The sequence below is a fragment of the Nonomuraea ferruginea genome, assembly GCF_039540635.1.
Classification (GTDB): Bacteria; Actinomycetota; Actinomycetes; order Streptosporangiales; family Streptosporangiaceae; genus Nonomuraea; species Nonomuraea ferruginea.
The window spans coordinates 16,183-32,644 of record NZ_BAABFD010000030.1; the positions used below are offsets into that span (position 1 = coordinate 16,183).

Annotated in this window: 17 protein-coding genes; 10 read left to right on the plus strand and 7 right to left on the minus strand. The window is 71.6% G+C overall.

The window, feature by feature from the left end; translation table 11 throughout:
- Positions 1-79 precede the first annotated feature (79 nt).
- Both ABD999_RS39790 and ABD999_RS39795 read left to right on the plus strand, forming a co-directional pair.
- Positions 80-1,129, plus strand: a complete 1,050-nt coding sequence (locus tag ABD999_RS39790) for a pentapeptide repeat-containing protein (protein WP_219544538.1) — start codon at positions 80-82, stop codon at positions 1,127-1,129.
- A 64-nt stretch (positions 1,130-1,193) separates the two neighbouring features.
- On the plus strand, positions 1,194-1,853 hold the full coding sequence (locus ABD999_RS39795; protein ID WP_271280022.1) for a permease prefix domain 1-containing protein: 660 nt from the start codon (positions 1,194-1,196) through the stop codon (positions 1,851-1,853).
- Here ABD999_RS39795 and ABD999_RS39800 read toward each other — a convergent pair.
- Entirely contained in the window at positions 1,831-2,175 is a 345-nt protein-coding gene (locus tag ABD999_RS39800) for a PadR family transcriptional regulator (RefSeq protein ID WP_148032464.1), read from the minus strand. The genes ABD999_RS39795 and ABD999_RS39800 overlap by 23 nt on opposite strands.
- Before the next feature lie 87 nt (positions 2,176-2,262).
- Between ABD999_RS39800 and ABD999_RS39805 the strand changes: the two genes are divergently transcribed.
- From ABD999_RS39805 to ABD999_RS39840, 8 genes are all read left to right on the plus strand, one after another.
- Positions 2,263-3,429 (plus strand): cytochrome ubiquinol oxidase subunit I, encoded by a 1,167-nt coding sequence (locus tag ABD999_RS39805; RefSeq protein ID WP_148032465.1) that lies wholly within the window; start codon positions 2,263-2,265, stop codon positions 3,427-3,429.
- A 10-nt stretch (positions 3,430-3,439) separates the two neighbouring features.
- Positions 3,440-4,204 (plus strand): cytochrome d ubiquinol oxidase subunit II, encoded by a 765-nt coding sequence (locus ABD999_RS39810; protein ID WP_148032466.1) that lies wholly within the window; start codon positions 3,440-3,442, stop codon positions 4,202-4,204.
- 7 nt (positions 4,205-4,211) lie between these two features.
- Positions 4,212-5,960 (plus strand): thiol reductant ABC exporter subunit CydD, encoded by a 1,749-nt coding sequence (gene cydD / locus ABD999_RS39815; RefSeq protein ID WP_148032467.1) that lies wholly within the window; start codon positions 4,212-4,214, stop codon positions 5,958-5,960.
- Positions 5,957-7,636, plus strand: coding sequence for a thiol reductant ABC exporter subunit CydC (gene cydC / locus ABD999_RS39820; RefSeq protein ID WP_345483164.1), 1,680 nt, complete (start codon positions 5,957-5,959; stop codon positions 7,634-7,636). The genes cydD and cydC overlap by 4 nt, the downstream gene beginning before the upstream one ends.
- A gap of 86 nt (positions 7,637-7,722) precedes the next feature.
- The gene (locus tag ABD999_RS39825; protein ID WP_148032468.1) at positions 7,723-8,346 is read left to right on the plus strand and encodes a hypothetical protein; all 624 of its coding nucleotides are present in this window, start codon (positions 7,723-7,725) and stop codon (positions 8,344-8,346) included.
- Entirely contained in the window at positions 8,343-8,666 is a 324-nt protein-coding gene (locus tag ABD999_RS39830) for a winged helix-turn-helix domain-containing protein (protein WP_148032469.1), read from the plus strand. The genes ABD999_RS39825 and ABD999_RS39830 overlap by 4 nt, the downstream gene beginning before the upstream one ends.
- Positions 8,663-9,547 carry an ABC transporter ATP-binding protein gene (locus ABD999_RS39835; RefSeq protein WP_271276454.1) on the plus strand — a complete coding sequence of 295 codons (885 nt, stop codon included), beginning with the start codon at positions 8,663-8,665 and terminating at the stop codon, positions 9,545-9,547. Before ABD999_RS39830 ends, ABD999_RS39835 begins: the two co-directional genes overlap by 4 nt.
- On the plus strand, positions 9,540-10,280 hold the full coding sequence (locus tag ABD999_RS39840; protein WP_271276455.1) for an ABC transporter permease: 741 nt from the start codon (positions 9,540-9,542) through the stop codon (positions 10,278-10,280). Before ABD999_RS39835 ends, ABD999_RS39840 begins: the two co-directional genes overlap by 8 nt.
- Positions 10,281-10,368: 88 nt before the next feature.
- On the opposite strand, the gene ABD999_RS39845 is transcribed toward ABD999_RS39840, so the two are convergent.
- The 6 genes from ABD999_RS39845 to ABD999_RS39870 form a co-directional block, all read right to left on the minus strand.
- Entirely contained in the window at positions 10,369-11,607 is a 1,239-nt protein-coding gene (locus tag ABD999_RS39845) for a S1C family serine protease (RefSeq protein WP_271276456.1), read from the minus strand.
- Between the two features lie 141 nt (positions 11,608-11,748).
- Positions 11,749-13,275 carry an AMP-binding protein gene (locus ABD999_RS39850; RefSeq protein ID WP_219544530.1) on the minus strand — a complete coding sequence of 509 codons (1,527 nt, stop codon included), beginning with the start codon at positions 13,273-13,275 and terminating at the stop codon, positions 11,749-11,751.
- A gap of 95 nt (positions 13,276-13,370) precedes the next feature.
- Entirely contained in the window at positions 13,371-13,940 is a 570-nt protein-coding gene (locus ABD999_RS39855) for a hypothetical protein (RefSeq protein WP_271276457.1), read from the minus strand.
- Between the two features lie 93 nt (positions 13,941-14,033).
- On the minus strand, positions 14,034-14,846 hold the full coding sequence (locus ABD999_RS39860; protein WP_271276458.1) for a MetQ/NlpA family ABC transporter substrate-binding protein: 813 nt from the start codon (positions 14,844-14,846) through the stop codon (positions 14,034-14,036).
- Between the two features lie 10 nt (positions 14,847-14,856).
- Positions 14,857-15,513, minus strand: a complete 657-nt coding sequence (locus ABD999_RS39865) for a methionine ABC transporter permease (protein WP_219544527.1) — start codon at positions 15,511-15,513, stop codon at positions 14,857-14,859.
- Positions 15,510-16,460, minus strand: a complete 951-nt coding sequence (locus ABD999_RS39870) for a methionine ABC transporter ATP-binding protein (RefSeq protein WP_271276459.1) — start codon at positions 16,458-16,460, stop codon at positions 15,510-15,512. Before ABD999_RS39870 ends, ABD999_RS39865 begins: the two co-directional genes overlap by 4 nt.
- Positions 16,461-16,462: the final 2 nt, after the last annotated feature.

Genomic DNA, 16,462 nt, shown 5'->3' on the forward strand with positions numbered 1-16,462 from the left:
GACAGGTGTCTACAGAGATGTGACCTCAAGCTTCCATCGCCGAACCTTGACAGTGCGGCCCACCGGGTATGAGCAGGGCATGGACTGGGTCACCTGCGCGCAATCGGCGGCCTGCACAGGGATCGCCCGCCGGCCGTACGGCCTCTGCCTCGCCCACCTCTCCCCCGACCAGGTCTCCGCCGTGCTGGCGGGCATGGCTCCGGGCCGGCTGCTCGACCTGCGCGGCACGACGCTCAGCGGCGACCTGCTGGGCAGGGTCGTGGAGGCCACCCTCGGCCGGCCCGGTCGCGCCCGGCTCGACCGCGCCCGCTTCACCGGCGACGTGCGGCTGGCGGGGGTGACGTTCACGGGCGACGTGTCGCTCGACGGCGCCCGGTTCGAGCGGCTCGCGTCGTTCTTCGGCGCCCGCTTCGAGGGCAACGTGTCGCTGGCGAGCGCCAGGTTCGCCAGGGAGCTGTCGTTCCACGGGGTGACGGTGCGCGGGCACGCCTCGCTCGACGGGGCGGTGATGACCAGGGACGCGCTGTTCAGCCAGGCGGTGTTCGAGCACGGGCTGTCCTGCGAGGCCGCCAGGTTCGAGGGGTACGCGACGTTCGACGGGGCCCGGATGGGCGAGGCGGCGCACTTCCGCGGCGCCCGGTTCGGCCGCACGCTCTCGTTCCGCAAGGTGAGCGGCAGCGCCGGGTTCGACTCGGTGCGCTTCGCCGCCGACGCCTACCTGTCGGCCACCGGCAGGTTCTCGGCCACGCGGGCGCAGGCGGGTGGCACCCTGGACCTGGCCGTCCGCGGGTGCGGGGTCGACCTGCGGCGGCTGGTGGTGGCGGGGGCCACGACGGTGCGGCTGACCGACTCGCAGGCCGACCTGGAGGGCGCGGTCCTGCGCGGCCCCGCGACGGTCACCGGCGGCGGCACGTCCACGCTGACGTCGCTGCGCGAGGTGGACGCGGCCAGCCTGGCCTTGACGGGGCTCGACCTGTCGGCCTGCCTCTTCACCGGGCTGGCGCACCCGGCGGGGGTGCGGCTGAAGGAGTGCACGTTCGCGCTCACCCCGCGCGGCATGCGGGTGAGCATGCGCCTGCCCATGCTGCGCTGGTTCTCCCGCCGCCGCGCGCCGGCGCAGCACGGCTAGCGTGACCGCATATCAGGGAGATCCCCGATGGGGGCCCGGGGTGCCGCTTCGTAGACTTGAGTCCATGCTCATCGACGACTACGTGACCGAGCTGCGCCGGTCCCTGTCGGGTCCGTACGGGCCGAAACATGACCTGGTCGTCGAGGCGCGCGACAGTCTGGTCGACTGCGCCGAGGCCTACGAGGCCGAAGGGCTGCGCCGGGCCGACGCGGAGCGGCGGGCGGTCGAGGAGTTCGGGCCGGTCCAGGAGGTGGCGCCGGGCTACCAGGAGGAGCTGACCGCTTCGGCGGGGCGCAGGCTGGGGCTGTTGCTGTTCGTCAGCGTGCCGGCGACCGTGCTGGCGTGGGGCCTGGTCTGGAACTTCGCGCCCGCCGATCCGGTCGTGTGGGAGAGCCGGCCGAGCTGGTTCATGCCCGCTTCCCGGCTGCTCGACGTCATCCAGCTCGCCACCGGCCTGTACGGCGGGCTCGCGCTGCTGGCGCTGGGCCGGGGCGCCCGCTGGATCCCGAAGGCGCGGCTGGTGACGCGCTCGCTCGGCCTGGCGGTCTGGCTGATGCTGCCGCTGACCTCGCTGCTCGGCCTGGTGCTCTCGCAGGGCTCGTACGTGTCGGCGAGCATGGGGCTCTCCCTTCCCGTCGTCCTCGCCAACCTGATGACCTACGCCTGCGCCGGGCTGCAGCTCTACTGCGCGACCCGGTGCGTCAGGCTGACCCGGAGGGCCTGACCTCCCCGGGCCCCAGCACGCTCCCGATGGCGCTGGTGAACGCCTGCCAGGCCGACCGCTCCCCCTCCAGCTGCTTCCTGCCGGAGTCGGTGAGCCGGTAGGTGCGCCGCCTGCGCCCGCCCACCGTCGCCCACTCGCTCACCAGGTGGCCGGTGCGCTCCAGCCTGCGCAGCGCCGGGTAGACGGTGCCGGTCGGCACGTTGAGCGCTCCCCCGCTCCGCTCCTGCAGGGCCTCGATGATGGCGTAGCCGTGCAGCGGCTCCCGCTCCAGCACGGAGAGCAGCAGAGCGTCCATGTGGCCGCGCAGCGCGTCGGGGTTCATGGCAACGATCCTAAGCACCGTCTCGCATGTAGGCAGTCTACATGTAGGCTGTCTATATGTAGACAGGCACAACGACGGAGTGGAGAGATGGACGCACTCGATCTGGCCCGCTTACAGTTCGCCCTGACGGGGAGCCTGCACTTCCTGTTCGTCGTGCTCACGCTCGGGCTGGCGCCGCTGGTGGCGATCATGAACACCCGGTGGGCGCGCACCGGCAGGCCGCTGTTCGAGCGGATGACCCGCTTCTGGGGGCAGATCTACGTCATCAACTACGCCCTGGGCATCGTCACCGGCCTGGTGATGGAGTTCCAGTTCGGCCTGTCGTGGAGCGGTCTGTCCCACTACGCGGGCGACGTGTTCGGGGCGCCGCTGGCCATGGAGACGCTGGTGGCGTTCTTCCTGGAGTCGACGTTCCTGGGGCTGTGGATCTTCGGCTGGGGGCGGCTGCCGAAGTGGGCGCACGTGGCCTGCATCTGGGCGGTCACCGCGACCGCGTACGCCAGCGCGTTCTTCATCATGGTGGCCAACTCGTTCCTGCAGAACCCGGCCGGCGCGGTGGACGCGGGCGACCGGCTGGCCCTGGTGGACGCCGGCGCGCTGTTCACCAACAAGACGCTGGTGTTCGCGCTGCCGCACGTGCTGGGCGCCGGGCTGTTCACCGGGGCGATGGTGCTCGTCGGGGCCAGCGCCTACCAGTTGCGGCGGCGTACTCACGAGCAGGAGTTCTTCACCAGGTCGATGAAGACGGGGATCGTGGCGGCGGCCGTCGGCATCACGCTGACCGTGGCGTACGGCTACGCCCAGTTCGGCGGGATCCAGGACGGCAAGTTCGACGACAACCCGGCCGCCGCGGTGCCGCTGGGGCTGATGATGGAGGGCGGCAACCTGCTGTCCATGGTGGTGCTGCTCTTCATGCTGCCGCTGATCAGGAAGCTGCCGCGCTGGCGGTGGGCGCATCCCCTGCTGATGGCGCTGACGCCGGTGCCGTTCGTGCTGGCCATCCTCGGCTGGCTGGCCAGGGAGCTGGGGCGGCAGCCGTGGATGATCTGGGAGAAGCTGACCGTGGCCGACGCCATGACGCCGGGGCTCACGACCGGCATGGTCACCGCCTCGCTCACCGGGTTCGTGGCCGTGCTGGGGCTGCTGGCCGTCGTCGACTACGTGCTCATCGCCCGGGTGGTCAGGCGCGGACCGCGCGACCTCGCCCTCGGCGCCACCGCCACCGAACAGCGCTCGCCCGCGCTGAGCCACTAGGAGTGCCCCGATGGAGCTGATCTGGTTCGCCGTCTTCGCCCTGCTGCTGGCCGGCTACTTCGCGCTGGAAGGCTTCGACCTCGGGGTCGGGCTGCTGCTGCCGGTCCTCGGCAGGAACCGCGACGACCGGGACCGCATGGTCGCCGCGATCGGGCCGTACGTGCTCGCGAACGAGGTGTGGCTGGTCGCCGTCGCCGGGACGCTGTTCGGCGTCTACCCGCTGCTGGAGGGCGAGTTGCTGCCCGCGATCTACCCGCTGGTGGTGGCCATGCTGCTGGCGTGGATCGTGCGGGACGCCGGGCTGTGGTTCCGGCGCAGGATCGGCGGTGCCCGGTGGCGGGCGTTCTGGGACCTGATGATCGTGCTGGGCTCGCTCTGGCTGTCGTTCGGCTGGGGGCTGGTGATCTACGCGGCGGCCACCGGGTTCGACGGGCCGCTCATGCACCCGCTGGGGCTGCTGCTCGGCGCGGCGGTGACCCTGCTGTTCGCCTGGCACGGCCGCGTGTTCCTGGGCTGGCGGCTGCCCGGGTTCGCCGGACCGGCGCGTACCGGCCGGGCCCTGCTGGCGTCGGGGGCGCTGGCCGCGACGCCGGCGCTCGCCCTGCTCGGCGGGGGGATGTCCTACATGCTGGAGCACAGCGCGCCGGCGGCCACGCTGAATGTGCTCAGTCTCATGGTCCTGCCGTTCGCACCCATCATGGTGGGCGCGCAAGTATGGATATGGCGCACTTTCCGTCCCGGCAAGGGCGCCGACCTGAACCCATCCTTCTTCTGAGGCGCCCGTGCACAAGGATCTACTCCGCCTGATCCGGGGAGAGCAGCCGGTCCTGCGTCATCTGGCCGTCACGTTCGCGGCCGCGATGGCGGCCGGGCTGCTCGTCCTCGTGCAGGCGGAGCTGCTGGCCGGGGTGCTGTCCGGCAGGTTCACCGCGGTCGCGCTGGCGGCCGTGGCCGGCGTGGTGGCGCTGCGGGCGCTGCTGGCCTGGACGCAGGGCGTCTTCGCCGGGCGCACCGCCACCGGCGTCAAGTCGGCGCTGCGGCACCGCCTGCTGGCCAGGTTCCGCGAGCTCGGCCCCGTCCGGCTGGCCGGTCACCGCTCCGGGGAGCTGGTCACGCTCACCGGGCGCGGCCTGGACGGGCTGGACGACTACCTGACCGGCTACCTGCCGTCGATCGCGGTGGCCGCGGTGGTGCCGCTGGCGGTGCTGGTCCGGTTGTTCGCCGCCGACCTGGCCAGCGCCGTCATCGTGCTGGTCACGCTGCCGCTGATCCCGATCTTCGGGGCGCTGGTGGGCATGACCACCAAAGCCGTCACCGAGCGGCAGTACCGGGCGCTGACCCGGCTCGGCGGCCACTTCCTGGACGTGGTGCGCGGCCTGCCCACGCTGCGCGCCTTCGGCCGGGCCCGCTACCAGGCGACGGTGATCCGGGAGGTGGCCGGCGCGCACCGCTCGGCCACCATGCGCACGCTCCGGGTCGCCTTCCTGTCGTCGCTGGTGCTGGAGCTGTGCGCGTCGCTGTCGCTGGCGCTGGTGGCGGTGCCGATCGGGCTGCGGCTGCTCGGCGGCACGCTGGACCTGTCCACGGCGCTGCTGGTGCTGCTGCTGGCGCCGGAGGCCTATCTGCCGCTGCGCGCGATGGGCACGCGCTTCCACGCCTCGATGGAGGGGGTGGCCGCCGCCGACGCCGCCTTCTCCGTCCTGGACCGCTCGGACGACCCCGCCGCGCCGGCCCCGGGACGCACCGCGGCCGTGTCCGGGCGGCCGCGGATCGAGCTGGAGAACGTCACCGTGCGCTATCCCGGCCGTGCCGACCCGGCGCTGGACGGTGTCACGCTCACCATCGAGCCCGGCGAGCGGGTGGCGCTGGTGGGTGAGAGCGGCAGCGGCAAGAGCACGCTGCTCAACCTGCTGCTCGGCTTCGTGCCGCCGTCGGAGGGCCGGGTGCTGGTCGACGGGGCCGACCTGCGGACGCTGGACCTGGAGACGTGGCGGGCCCGGCTGGCGTTCGTGCCGCAGCGCGCGCACCTGTTCACCACCTCGGTGGCGGACAACATCCGGCTCGGCGCGCCCGCCGCCTCCATGGACGAGGTGCGGCGGGCCGCCCGCGCCGCCTACGCCGACGAGTTCGTCGGGGAGCTGCCCGACGGCTACGAGACCCGGGTCGGCGAGCGGGGCGCCAACCTCTCGGCCGGCCAGCGCCAGCGCATCGCCCTGGCCCGCGCCTTCTGCCGCCCGTCGACCTCGGTTCTGCTGCTGGACGAGCCGACGGCCCGGCTGGACGGCCGCAGTGAGGCCGCCGTGGTGGCGGCGACCGCGGAGCTGAGCAAGGACCGCACCGCCGTCATCGTGGCCCACCGCCCGGCCATGATCGAGCTGGCCGACCGGGTCATCCGCGTCCACGAGGGCCGCGTCGTCGCGGACACCACCCGCACGGAACCCGCCCTCGCTCCCCCGGGTCCCGGCGCGGCCTCGCCTCAGCAGGAGAAGACCGGCGACGAGATTCCGACGAGCGGGCGGGTGGAGCGATGAAGGGGCAGATGCGGGCCCGGCTGGTGTACGCGGTGCTGGCCGGGGCCGCGGCCGATCTCGCGGGCCTCGGGCTGATCGCCGCGGCCGCCTGGCTGATCACGCGGGCGGCGGAGCAGCCGCCGCTGGCCGCGCTCAGCGTGGCGATCGTGGCCACCCGGGCGTTCGCCACCGGGCGCGGCGTGTTCCGCTACGCCGAGCGGCTGACCGGCCACGACGTGGCCCTGCGGGCGCAGGCCGGCACGCGGGAGCGGCTGTACGAGTCGCTGATCCCGCCGCAGCGGCCCCGGGTGGGCGGCGCCGACCTGCTCAGCCGCATGGTCGACGACACCGACGCGGTGCAGGACCTGCTCGTGCGCTGCCTGCTGCCCGCCGCGGCGGCCGCCATCGCGGGCCTCACCGCGGTGGTGATCGGCCTGACGATCCTGCCCGTCACCGGGTCCGTCCTGCTGGCCGGGCTGCTGCTGGCCGGGGCGCTGCTGCCGGCGGCCACCGCCGCCGCGGCGCGCCGCTGGTCGGCGCGGATGGCGCCGGCGCGGGCCGAGATGGCGGGCCGGGTCGCCGACCTGGTGCACGGCGCCGCCGAGCTGTCCGCGTACGGGGCCGGGGACCGGGCGTTGCGGGACGCCGGGGAGGCGGGCGACGCGCTGGGCCGGCTGGAGCGCCGCCAGGCCCGGGTGCACGCCACCGCCCTGGCCGGCGGCACGCTGGTGCAGGTGCTGACCGTGGTCGCGATCGTGCTGGTCGCGCAGGCGGGCGGCGTGGGGACGGTCGGCACGGCCGTGCTCGCGCTGACGGCGCTGGTGGCGTTCGAGCCGGTGCTGCCGCTGGCCGCCGCCGGCGAGCGGTACGCGGGCATCGCGGCGGCGCTGCGCCGCCTGCGCGAGGTCCGCTCCGCCTCCCCGGCCGTCACGGAGCCGGCCACGCCCGCCGCTCCCCCGTCGCCGCCGCTGACGGTCGAGGTCGAGGATCTCGTGGTACGGCACGCGCCCGGCGGCAGGCCGGCCGTGGACGGGGTGTCGCTCACGCTGGCCCCGGGCAGGCGGGTGGCGCTGGTGGGGCCGAGCGGCGCGGGGAAGAGCACGATCCTGGCGGCGCTCATGCGGCTCGTCGAGCCCGAGTCCGGAAATATCAGGATCAACGGTGTGGACATCGCCGACCTGGACTCCGACGACGTGCGGGCCATGATGACCGGCCTCACGCAGGACCCGTACCTCTTCCGTACCTCGCTCCGCGACAACCTGCGCCTGGCGGGCCCGGAGGCCGACGACGAGCGGCTCGCGCGGGCCGTGCGGGACGCGCGGCTGGAGCACTGGGTGGAGCGCACCGGCTGGGACGCCGAGCTGGGCGAGGACGGCAGCACCGTGTCCGGCGGCCAGCTCCAGCGGCTGGCGCTGGCCAGGGCGCTGCTGTACGACCCGCCCGTGCTGCTGCTGGACGAGCCGGCCGAGGCGCTGGACGAGGAGACGGCCGACGAGCTGATGGCCGACCTGCTCGACGTCACGCACGACCGGACCACGCTGCTCGTCACCCACCGCCTCAAGGGGCTGGAGCAGGTGGACGAGATCGTGGTGCTGGAGGACGGCCGCGTGATCCAGCGCGGCGCCCACGACGACCTGGTCTCCCGGCCCGGCTACTACCGGGATCTGTGGGAGTCGGAGGTGCTCACCCGGCGTTAGGGAACTCCGCGGGCCCGCCGCCCGTTGTACGGGCATGGCAAACTGGTTTACAGTACAAACCAGTTTGGTGTTCCGAGGAGTTTGCGATGACAGACGACGGCGAGCGGGCCTCCTCCCCCGAGGAGACGCTCCGGCTGATCGAGCGGCAGCGCGCCGCCGCAGTGAAGGCGCTGAACGGCGACCCGCTGCTGCTCTACACGCCGTGGGGCGTCGCCTGGCTGCTCGGTTTCGGGGCGTTCTTCCTGCACTACGGGCTGCACGGCGTGCCCTACGCGCCCATCACCTGGCAGCTCGCGCTGGGCATCCTCCTCGCCGCGCAGCTGGTGGCGGGCGCGTTCATGGCGACCGGGCTCGTCAGGTTGAGCTCCGCCATCCGCGGTGAGAGCTCGGCCAAGGGCATGATGTATGGCTACGCCTGGTTCGTCGGCATGGTGCTGATGACCGTGATCAACATCCGGTTCAGCTCCATGCTGCCCCCTGAGGAGAGGGGCCTGATGTGGTCGGGCGTGTCGCTGCTCGTGGTGGCCGTGCTCTACATGGCCTGCGGCGCCCTCTACACGCAGTGGCCGATGTTCTTCATGGGGGTGTGGGTCGCCGCCGTCAACGGCCTGGGCGTCATCCTGGGGCCGGGCTGGCACGCGCTGCTCACCGCGGTCCTCCTCGGCGGCGGCCAGATCGTCACCGGGATCCTGCTGCGGCGGCGCGCATGACCTCCGGCGACGCCGCGCCCGAGCTCGACCCGGTCATCCACGCCCAGGCCAGGCTGCGCGTGATGGTCACGCTCAGTGCCCTCGGCGAGGGCGACGAGATCGCCTTCCCCTCACTCAAGGACCTGCTCGGCATGACCGCGGGCAACCTTTCCGTCCATCTGACCAAGCTCGAAGAAGCGGGCTACGTGCGCATCACCAAGACCCACAGGGGCCGCACCCCCGTCACCTACGTCTCGATGACCACGCGGGGGCGGCTCGCGCTCGAGGACTACACCAAGGCCATCCGTTCCCTACTGGACTCCGCAGGAGGAAATCCATGACAGTCCTCGCCAGAACGGTCGAGGCCACCCGGCGCTACGGCGACGTGGTCGCGCTCGACCGGGTCTCCGTCGAGATCCGGGCCGGCGAGCTGGTGGGCCTGCTGGGCCCCAACGGCGCGGGCAAGTCCACGCTGATGAACCTGTTCGTGGGGCTGCGCCGGCCCACTTCCGGCACGGTCGAGCTGCTCGGCGGCTCGCCGTCCGACCCGGCTGTGCGGCGCGGCATCGGCGTCACCCCGCAGGAGACCGGGCTGCCCGAGGTGCTGCGGGTGGGCGAGGTCGTGGACTTCGTCTCCTCCCACTTCCCGAAGCCGGTGGCCAAGGCCGAGCTGCTGGACAGGTTCGGCCTGGGCGAGCTGGTCAAGCGGCAGATCGGCGGCCTGTCCGGCGGCCAGAAGCGGCGGCTGGCCGTGGCGCTGGCGTTCGCCGGCGACCCGAGACTGGTGTTCCTGGACGAGCCGACCACCGGGCTGGACGTCGAGGCCAGGCGTACGCTGTGGGACGGCATCAGGGCCTTCCACGAGGGCGGCGGCACCATCCTGCTGACCAGCCACTACCTGGAGGAGATCGAGGCGCTGGCGGAGCGGGTGGTGGTCGTCGGCCACGGCCGCGTGCTCGCCGACGACACCGTGGCGGCCGTGCGTGACGTGGTCGGCGCGCGGCGGGTCTCGTTCGACGCGGGCGAGCTGCCGGAGCTGCCCGGCGTGGCCGGCGTCCAGCGCGAGGGCGGCCGGGTCCACCTGGTGACCCCCGACCCCGACCGGCTCGTGGTCGAGCTGGTGCGCAGCGGCACGCCGTTCTCGGGCCTGGAGATCAGGCCCACCTCCCTGGAGGAGGCCTTCCTGACCATCACCGCCGCGAAGGAGCACGCCCATGCCTAGCCTCGTCCTGGCCCACACCCGCTATCAGGTCATCGAGCAGATCCGGGTGCCGATCGGCCTGCTGGCCAGCGGGCTGTTCCCGGCCATCGCGATGCTGGCGTTCGCGGTGCCGTTCGTCGGCGACGACCCGGTGGCCTCGACCCTGTCGATGGGCTCGATGATGCTGGTGGGCGCCATGTCGGCGGCGCTGATGGGGCTGTCGATCTCGGTGGCGATGGACCGCGAGCAGCCGTTCAACCCCTACCTGCGCACGCTCCCCGCGGGGCCGTTCCCGCACTTCGCCGGGCGGATCCTCACCACGACGGCGCTCATGGTGGTCTCGACGTTCCCCGTCATCCTGGTGGCGGGGCTGTTCACCGAGGCCGACCTCGCCCCGGCGCGGCTGGCCGCGATCGTGGGCGCGGCGCTGGCCGGGTCGCTGCCGTTCATGCTCATCGGGCTGTTCCTCGGGCTGGTGCTGCCGTCGAAGGCGGCGATCGCGGTGTCGCAGATCCTGTTCTTCCCGTTCGCGATCGTGGGCGGGCTGATGCTGCCGCCGCAGGTCATGCCCGAGTTCCTGACCGCGATCTCCCCGTACGTGCCGAGCCGGGGCGGCGGCGAGCTGGTCTGGTGGGCCGGCACCGGAGCCGCCCCGGACACTCTCGCGCTGGTGGTGCTGGCCGGGTGGACCGTGGTGGCCGGGGCCGCCGCCGCGTGGGCCTACCGGCGTGACGAGGGCCGCCGGTTCACCTGATCGGCCGGGATTTCCCGGTGAACGGAAGGGGGTGTGCCGCCGAGTCCGCAGCGATCTCGACGGCACACCCGTCCGTGTGGGGGTCCTGTTATTGCATTTCAGCGAGGGTGGCGGTGACGGTCTTCTCCGCGCCGTCCCTCATATATGTGATCTGAACCTGTTGGCCCGGTTTGAAACCTCTGATCTGCCCGACGACGTCATCTCCGCCGTCGACGGCCTTGCCGTCGATCTTGGTGATGAGGTCGGCCGACTGCAGTCCGGCCTTCTCCGCGGGGCTTCCCGCGGTGATCTGCCGGACCAGCGCGCCGGGCACGTCGCCGGTGGCGTCGGTGACGCTCACGCCCAGGAACGCGTGGGTCACCTTGCCGGTGCTGATCAGCTGGTCGGACACGTGCTTGGCGGTGTTGATCGGGATCGCGAAGCCGAGGCCGATGCTGCCGTTGCTGCCCGCGGTGGCGATCGCCGTGTTGATGCCCACGACCTCCCCCGCGGCGTTGACCAGCGCGCCGCCCGAGTTGCCCGGGTTGATCGCGGCGTCGGTCTGGATGGCGCCGCCGATCGTGGAGACCGCGCCGCCGCCTCCGCGCTGCTGTTGCGGCCAGCCGGGCGGGGCCTGCTCCTGCTCGCCGCCGACGGTGAGCGTGCGGTCGAGCGCGCTGACGATGCCGAGGGTGACCGACCCGTCGAGGCCGAGCGGGCTGCCGAGGGCGAGCACGGAGTCGCCCACCTTGAGCTTGCCGCTGTCGCCGAGGGTGGCCGGGGACAGCCCCGACACGTCCTCGGCCCTGATCACGGCCAGGTCGGTGGCCGGGTCGGTGCCGACGACGGTGGCGGCGGCGGTCCTGCCGTCGCTGAACTTCACGCTCATCCGGCCGCCGCCCTGGCCGGCGCCCTCCACCACGTGGTTGTTGGTGAGGATCAGCCCATCGGCGGTGAGGACCACTCCGGAGCCCTCGCCCGTCGAGCCCTGGATCATCACGACCGAGGGCTGCACCTTCTCCGCGACCTGCGCCACGCTGAGCGAGTTGGATGCCTGGCTGAACGTGGGGCTCGGGGCGCTGACGGTCGTCACGACGGGATCCTGGAACGCGGTGGCGACGGTGGCGCCCACTACGCCGCCGCCGACGGCCACGGCCGCCAGGGCCAGCCCGGCGATCGCCTTCCGCCCGGCCGTGAAGCCGGGCTTCTTCGGCGGAGGCGGAGGCGGTGGCACCGGCTGACCCATGATCATGGTGTCCCGCCGGGGGAAGCCCCCGGCGGAGGGCGGCGTGTCGCCGAACTGGCTCCAGCCGCCGGCGCCCTGCTCGCGAGGCTCGTTCGCGTTCATCGTCATCTCCCTCGAGTTCCTCTTACCCAAGGGTGCCGCAGCAGGCGTAAGTCCTGGTTAAGCCGATGATCGACGGCGGCTGAACTCGTAAACGACGACTTTATCCTCCCTGCTCGAAGCCCGTTGCCCGGCGCGGAAAAATCACTTCCAGTACTCGTCCTTGAGCAGCCGCTTGTAGAGCTTGCCCGTGGGATGCCGGGGCAGCTCCGCCCTGAAGTCGACCGACTTGGGACACTTGTAGTGAGCCAGCTGCGAACGGCAGTACTCGATCAGCTCCTTCTCCAGCTCCGGCCCCGCCTCGTCCATCGACACCGGCTGCACCACGGCCTTGACCTGCTCGCCCATCTCCTCGTCCGGGACGCCCAGCACGGCCACGTCGGCGACCTTGGGGTGCACGCACAGGACGTTCTCGGCCTCCTGCGGGTAGATGTTCACCCCGCCGGAGATGATCATGTACGAGCGGCGGTCGGTGAGATAGAGGAAGCCCTCCTCGTCCAGGTAGCCGATGTCGCCGAGGGTGGTCCAGCCGCGGCCCCGGGGGTCCTGCACCGAGCGGGTCTTGTCCGGGTCGCCGTGGTACTCGAAGGCGGCGGCGCTCTCGAAGTAGATCGTGCCGTGCTCGCCCGGCGGCAGCTCCTCGCCCTCCTCGTCGCAGATGTGCACCGGGCCCAGCAGGGAACGGCCGACCGTGCCCTTGTGCTCCAGCCAGTCCTTCGATCCGACGTACAGGAAGCCGTTGCCCTCGGTGCCCGCGTAGTACTCGTGGATGATCGGGCCCCACCACTCGATCATCTTCTCCTTGACCGGGATCGGGCAGGGCGCGGCCGCGTGGATGGCGGCCTCCAGCGACGACAGGTCGTATCTCGCCCGGGTTTCCTCCGGCAGCTTGAGCATCTTGATGAACATGGTCGGCACCAGCTGCGAGTGCGTCACCCGGTACTTCTCGACCAGCCGCAGGTACTCCTCGGGGTCGAAGCGCTCCATGACCACGAGGGTGGCGCCGATGCGCTGGAACGTCATGCAGTAACGCAGCGGGGCCGCGTGGTAGAGCGGGGCGGGCGACAGGTAGACGCTGTCGGCCGACGGCGCGAACAGGAACTGGATGAGGCCGAACAGGGCGCCCGGCTCGGTCAGCGGCTCCAGCGCCAGGGCGGGCTTGACGCCCTTGGGCCTGCCGGTGGTGCCGGAGGAGTAGAGCATGTCGGTGCCCTGCACCTCGTCGTCGATCGGGGTGACCGGATGGGCCGCGACGGCTTCCTCGTACGACTGGAAGCCCTCGGCGGTGCCGTCGAGCATCAGCCGCAGCTCCACGCCCGGCGTGTCGGCGGTGATGGAGGTGGCGACCTCGGCGAGGGCGGCGCTGGAGACGAACACCCGGGCGCCGCAGTTGTCGACGATGTAGGCCAGCTCGTCGCGTTGCAGCCGCGAGCTGATCGCCGTGTAGTAGAGGCCGGACCGGTGCGCGGCCCAGGCGATGGCCAGGAAGAGCGGATGGTTGGGCAACATGAAGGCGATGTGGTCGCCCGGCCGCAGGCCCGCGGCGCGGAACAGGTGGGCCAGCCGGTTCGACTCCTCGTCGAGCTGGCGATAGGTGACGACCTGACCGGAGCCCGCCATGATCACAGCGGGCTTGTCGGGGGTGACGGCTGCGATGGCTCCCGGGTACATGACCGAACAGTATTCTGTTCTCGCCGGGAAAAGCCAGCCTCCGCACAGGGCGAAGCCGCGACCTCGCCTTCGAGGCCGCGGCTCGCTGTCATGGATCAGACGGCGTGGTAGACGTCCTGCCAGCCGGAGTGCCAGCCCTTCGGGCCCCAGTGGTCGCCGCGGCTCACGTTCACGTAGATGTGAGCGACGTCCTTACCGGAGAACGAGAAGTGCTTCGGGTGCTTGTGGCAGTTCTTGAACCGCTCGAAGGAGGTGTCGCCGTCGTTGGTGACGACCTTGAAGGTCTCCCACGCGCACTTGTTCTTGCCCCACCACTTGTCGTTGTGGAGCTTGCTGTGGACGTCGAAGGTGTCGACGTGCTTCCACACCCACACGCGCTTCTTGTCCTTCTTCTTCACCCACCAGCACTTCTTTTCCCCGTCGTGCCACTTGCAGACCTTCTTGGGGGTCCAGACGGTCTTCCAGTACCAGTGCTTGTAGGTCTTCTTCTCCACCTTCACATGACCCTCGGCCTTGGCGTTGTGGTCACTGGAGTGGTACGGGCCCCAGCTGTCGTAGGAGGCGGAGGCACTGGTCGTCGTCGTCGCGCTCGCCGCGGCGGGGGCGGCGACGGCCACCATGGAGGCGGCCGCGACGCCGATCAGGATTCGAGTTGCGAATCGCACTTGAGGGCTCCTCGGGAAGAGGTCGGTTCTGCTGTCGGGTCATTGATAAGCGGAACCGATTGCCCCCGGCTTGCAAGCCGCTTTAACGTCGCCTTATCCGGCGGCGGTCACCGAACCCGCGTACTTCTGCGCGATGAAGTCCTTCACCTTCTGGTCCTGGAGCAGTTTGCCCAGCGTGACGATGTCCGGGTCCCGCTCCTGCCCGGCGGCGACGACCAGGCCGTTCACGTACGGGTTGTCCTCGCCCTTCTCCAGGGTCAGGGCGTCGGACGCGGGCTTGAGTCCGGCCTCCATGGCGTAGTTGCCGTTGATCACGGCCGCGTCCACGTCGTCCAGGGAGCGCGGCAGCTGCGCGGCCTCCAGCGGCTCGAACTTCAGGTTCTTCGGGTTGCCGGTGACATCGCGCTCGGTGGCGGCGGTGCCCGCGCCCTCCTTGAGCGTCACCACGCCGTTGTCGGCGAGCAGCTTGAGCGCGCGGCCCAGGTTGGTGGCGTCGTTCGGCACGGCCACGGTGGCGCCGTCAGCCAGGCCGCCGAGCTCGGTCACCTTCTTGGAGTACAGGCCGAGCGGCTCCAGGTGGACCGGCGTGACGAAGGCCAGGTCGGTGCCCTTGGAGGCGTTGAAGTCGTCCAGGTACGGCTTGTGCTGGAAGAAGTTGGCGTCCAGCTTGCCCTCGCTGAGCTGGACGTTCGGCTGCACGTAGTCGGTGAACTCGACGATCTCCAGGTCCAGGCCGGCGGCCTCGGCGAGGTTCTCGTCGATGTAGGCGAGGATCTCGCCGTGCGGCACCGGGCTGGCGCCGATCTTGAGCGCGCCGTCCGGCTCGCTGGTCGCGGACTGCGACGCACCGCATGCGGCGAGCGACAGAGCCAGCGCAGCAGCACCCACTATTCGACCAAATTTCATGATCTTTCCTTTACTTGTGCGATAGACGCCGGGCGGCGTAGTCGCCCAGGCTCTGCATGAGTTGCACGATCACGACCAGCAGCACGACGGTCGCCACCATCACGCCGGTCTCGAACCGCTGGTAGCCGTACCGGATGGCCAGGTCGCCCAGCCCGCCTCCGCCGATGGTCCCGGCCATGGCCGTGTAGCCGATGAGCGCGACCACCGTCACCGTGATCCCGGCGACGATCCCGGGCAGCGCCTCGGGCAGCAGCACCTTGGCCACGACGGTGGCGCGGCCCGCCCCCATCGCCTGCGCGGCCTGGATCACGTCCCGGTCCACCTCGCGCAGCGAGGTCTCCACCAGCCGGGCGAAGAACGGCACGGCGCCGACGGTGAGCGGCACCACCACGGCGGCGGTCCCGATGGTGGTGCCGACGACCAGCCGGGTGAACGGGATGATGGCGATCATCAGCACGATGAACGGCAGCGACCGGCCCACGTTCACGACCATCCCGAGCACGGACTTAAGAGCGGGCAGCGGCCGCAGCCCGCCGCGGTCGAACACCACCAGCGCCACGCCCAGCGGCAGCCCGAGCAGCACGGTCAGCAGCGCCGACCAGCCGACCATGATCGCGGTCTCGACGGTGGCCTCCACCAGCAGGGGCGCCATCTCTTCCCAGGTCATGACACCTCCACCAGCAGCCCGCTCTCGCGGAGATAGTCGAGCGCGGCCGGAGCCTCGTCACCGGTGAGCGCGACCCGCAGCCGGCCAGCCGAGCCGCCGGCGATCTCCTCGATCGCGCCGCCCAGGATGCTCACGTCCACGTCGAACTTGCGCACCACCTCCGACACCAGCGGCCGCTGCGGGTCGCCGGTGAAGGTGAGCGTCACCGAGCCCGCGGGCGCGGGACCGGGCAGCGGGAAGATCTCCCGGGTGAGGCGCGAGCCGGGGGTCCTGATGAGGTCGGCGACGGCGCCCGACTCCTCGACGCGCCCGCCGGACATGATGGCGGCCGAGTCGCAGACGCTCTTGATGACGTCCATCTCGTGCGTGATGAGCAGGATCGTCAGGCCCAGCTCCGTGTTGAGCCGCTTCAGCAGGTCCAGGATCGACTGGGTGGTGGCAGGGTCGAGCGCGGAGGTGGCCTCGTCCGACAGCAGCACGGCCGGCTTGCCGGCGAGCGCCCTGGCGATGCCGACGCGCTGCTTCTGCCCGCCGGAGAGCTGGTGCGGGTGGTCGCGCTCGCGCCCGTCCAGCCCCACCAGCTCCAGCAGCTCGGCGACGCGGCGGTGGCGCTCCGCCCTGGGCACGCCCATGACCTCCAGCGGGAAGGCCACGTTGCCCGCCACGGTCCGCGAGGAGAGCAGCGCGAAATGCTGGTGGATCATGCCGATGCGGCGGCGGGCGCGGTTGAGGTCACGGCCGCCGAGCCCGGTGAGCTCCTGGCCGGCCACCCTGACCGTGCCGGAGTCGGGCCGTTCCAGCAGGTTGACGCAGCGCAGCAGCGTGCTCTTGCCGGCGCCGCTGCGCCCCACCACGCCGTAGACCTCGCCTTCGCGCACGCTCAGGTCCACGCCGTCCAGCGCGACGGTGCGGCCGTACGCCTTGCGCAGGCCGGAAACCTCGATCACGA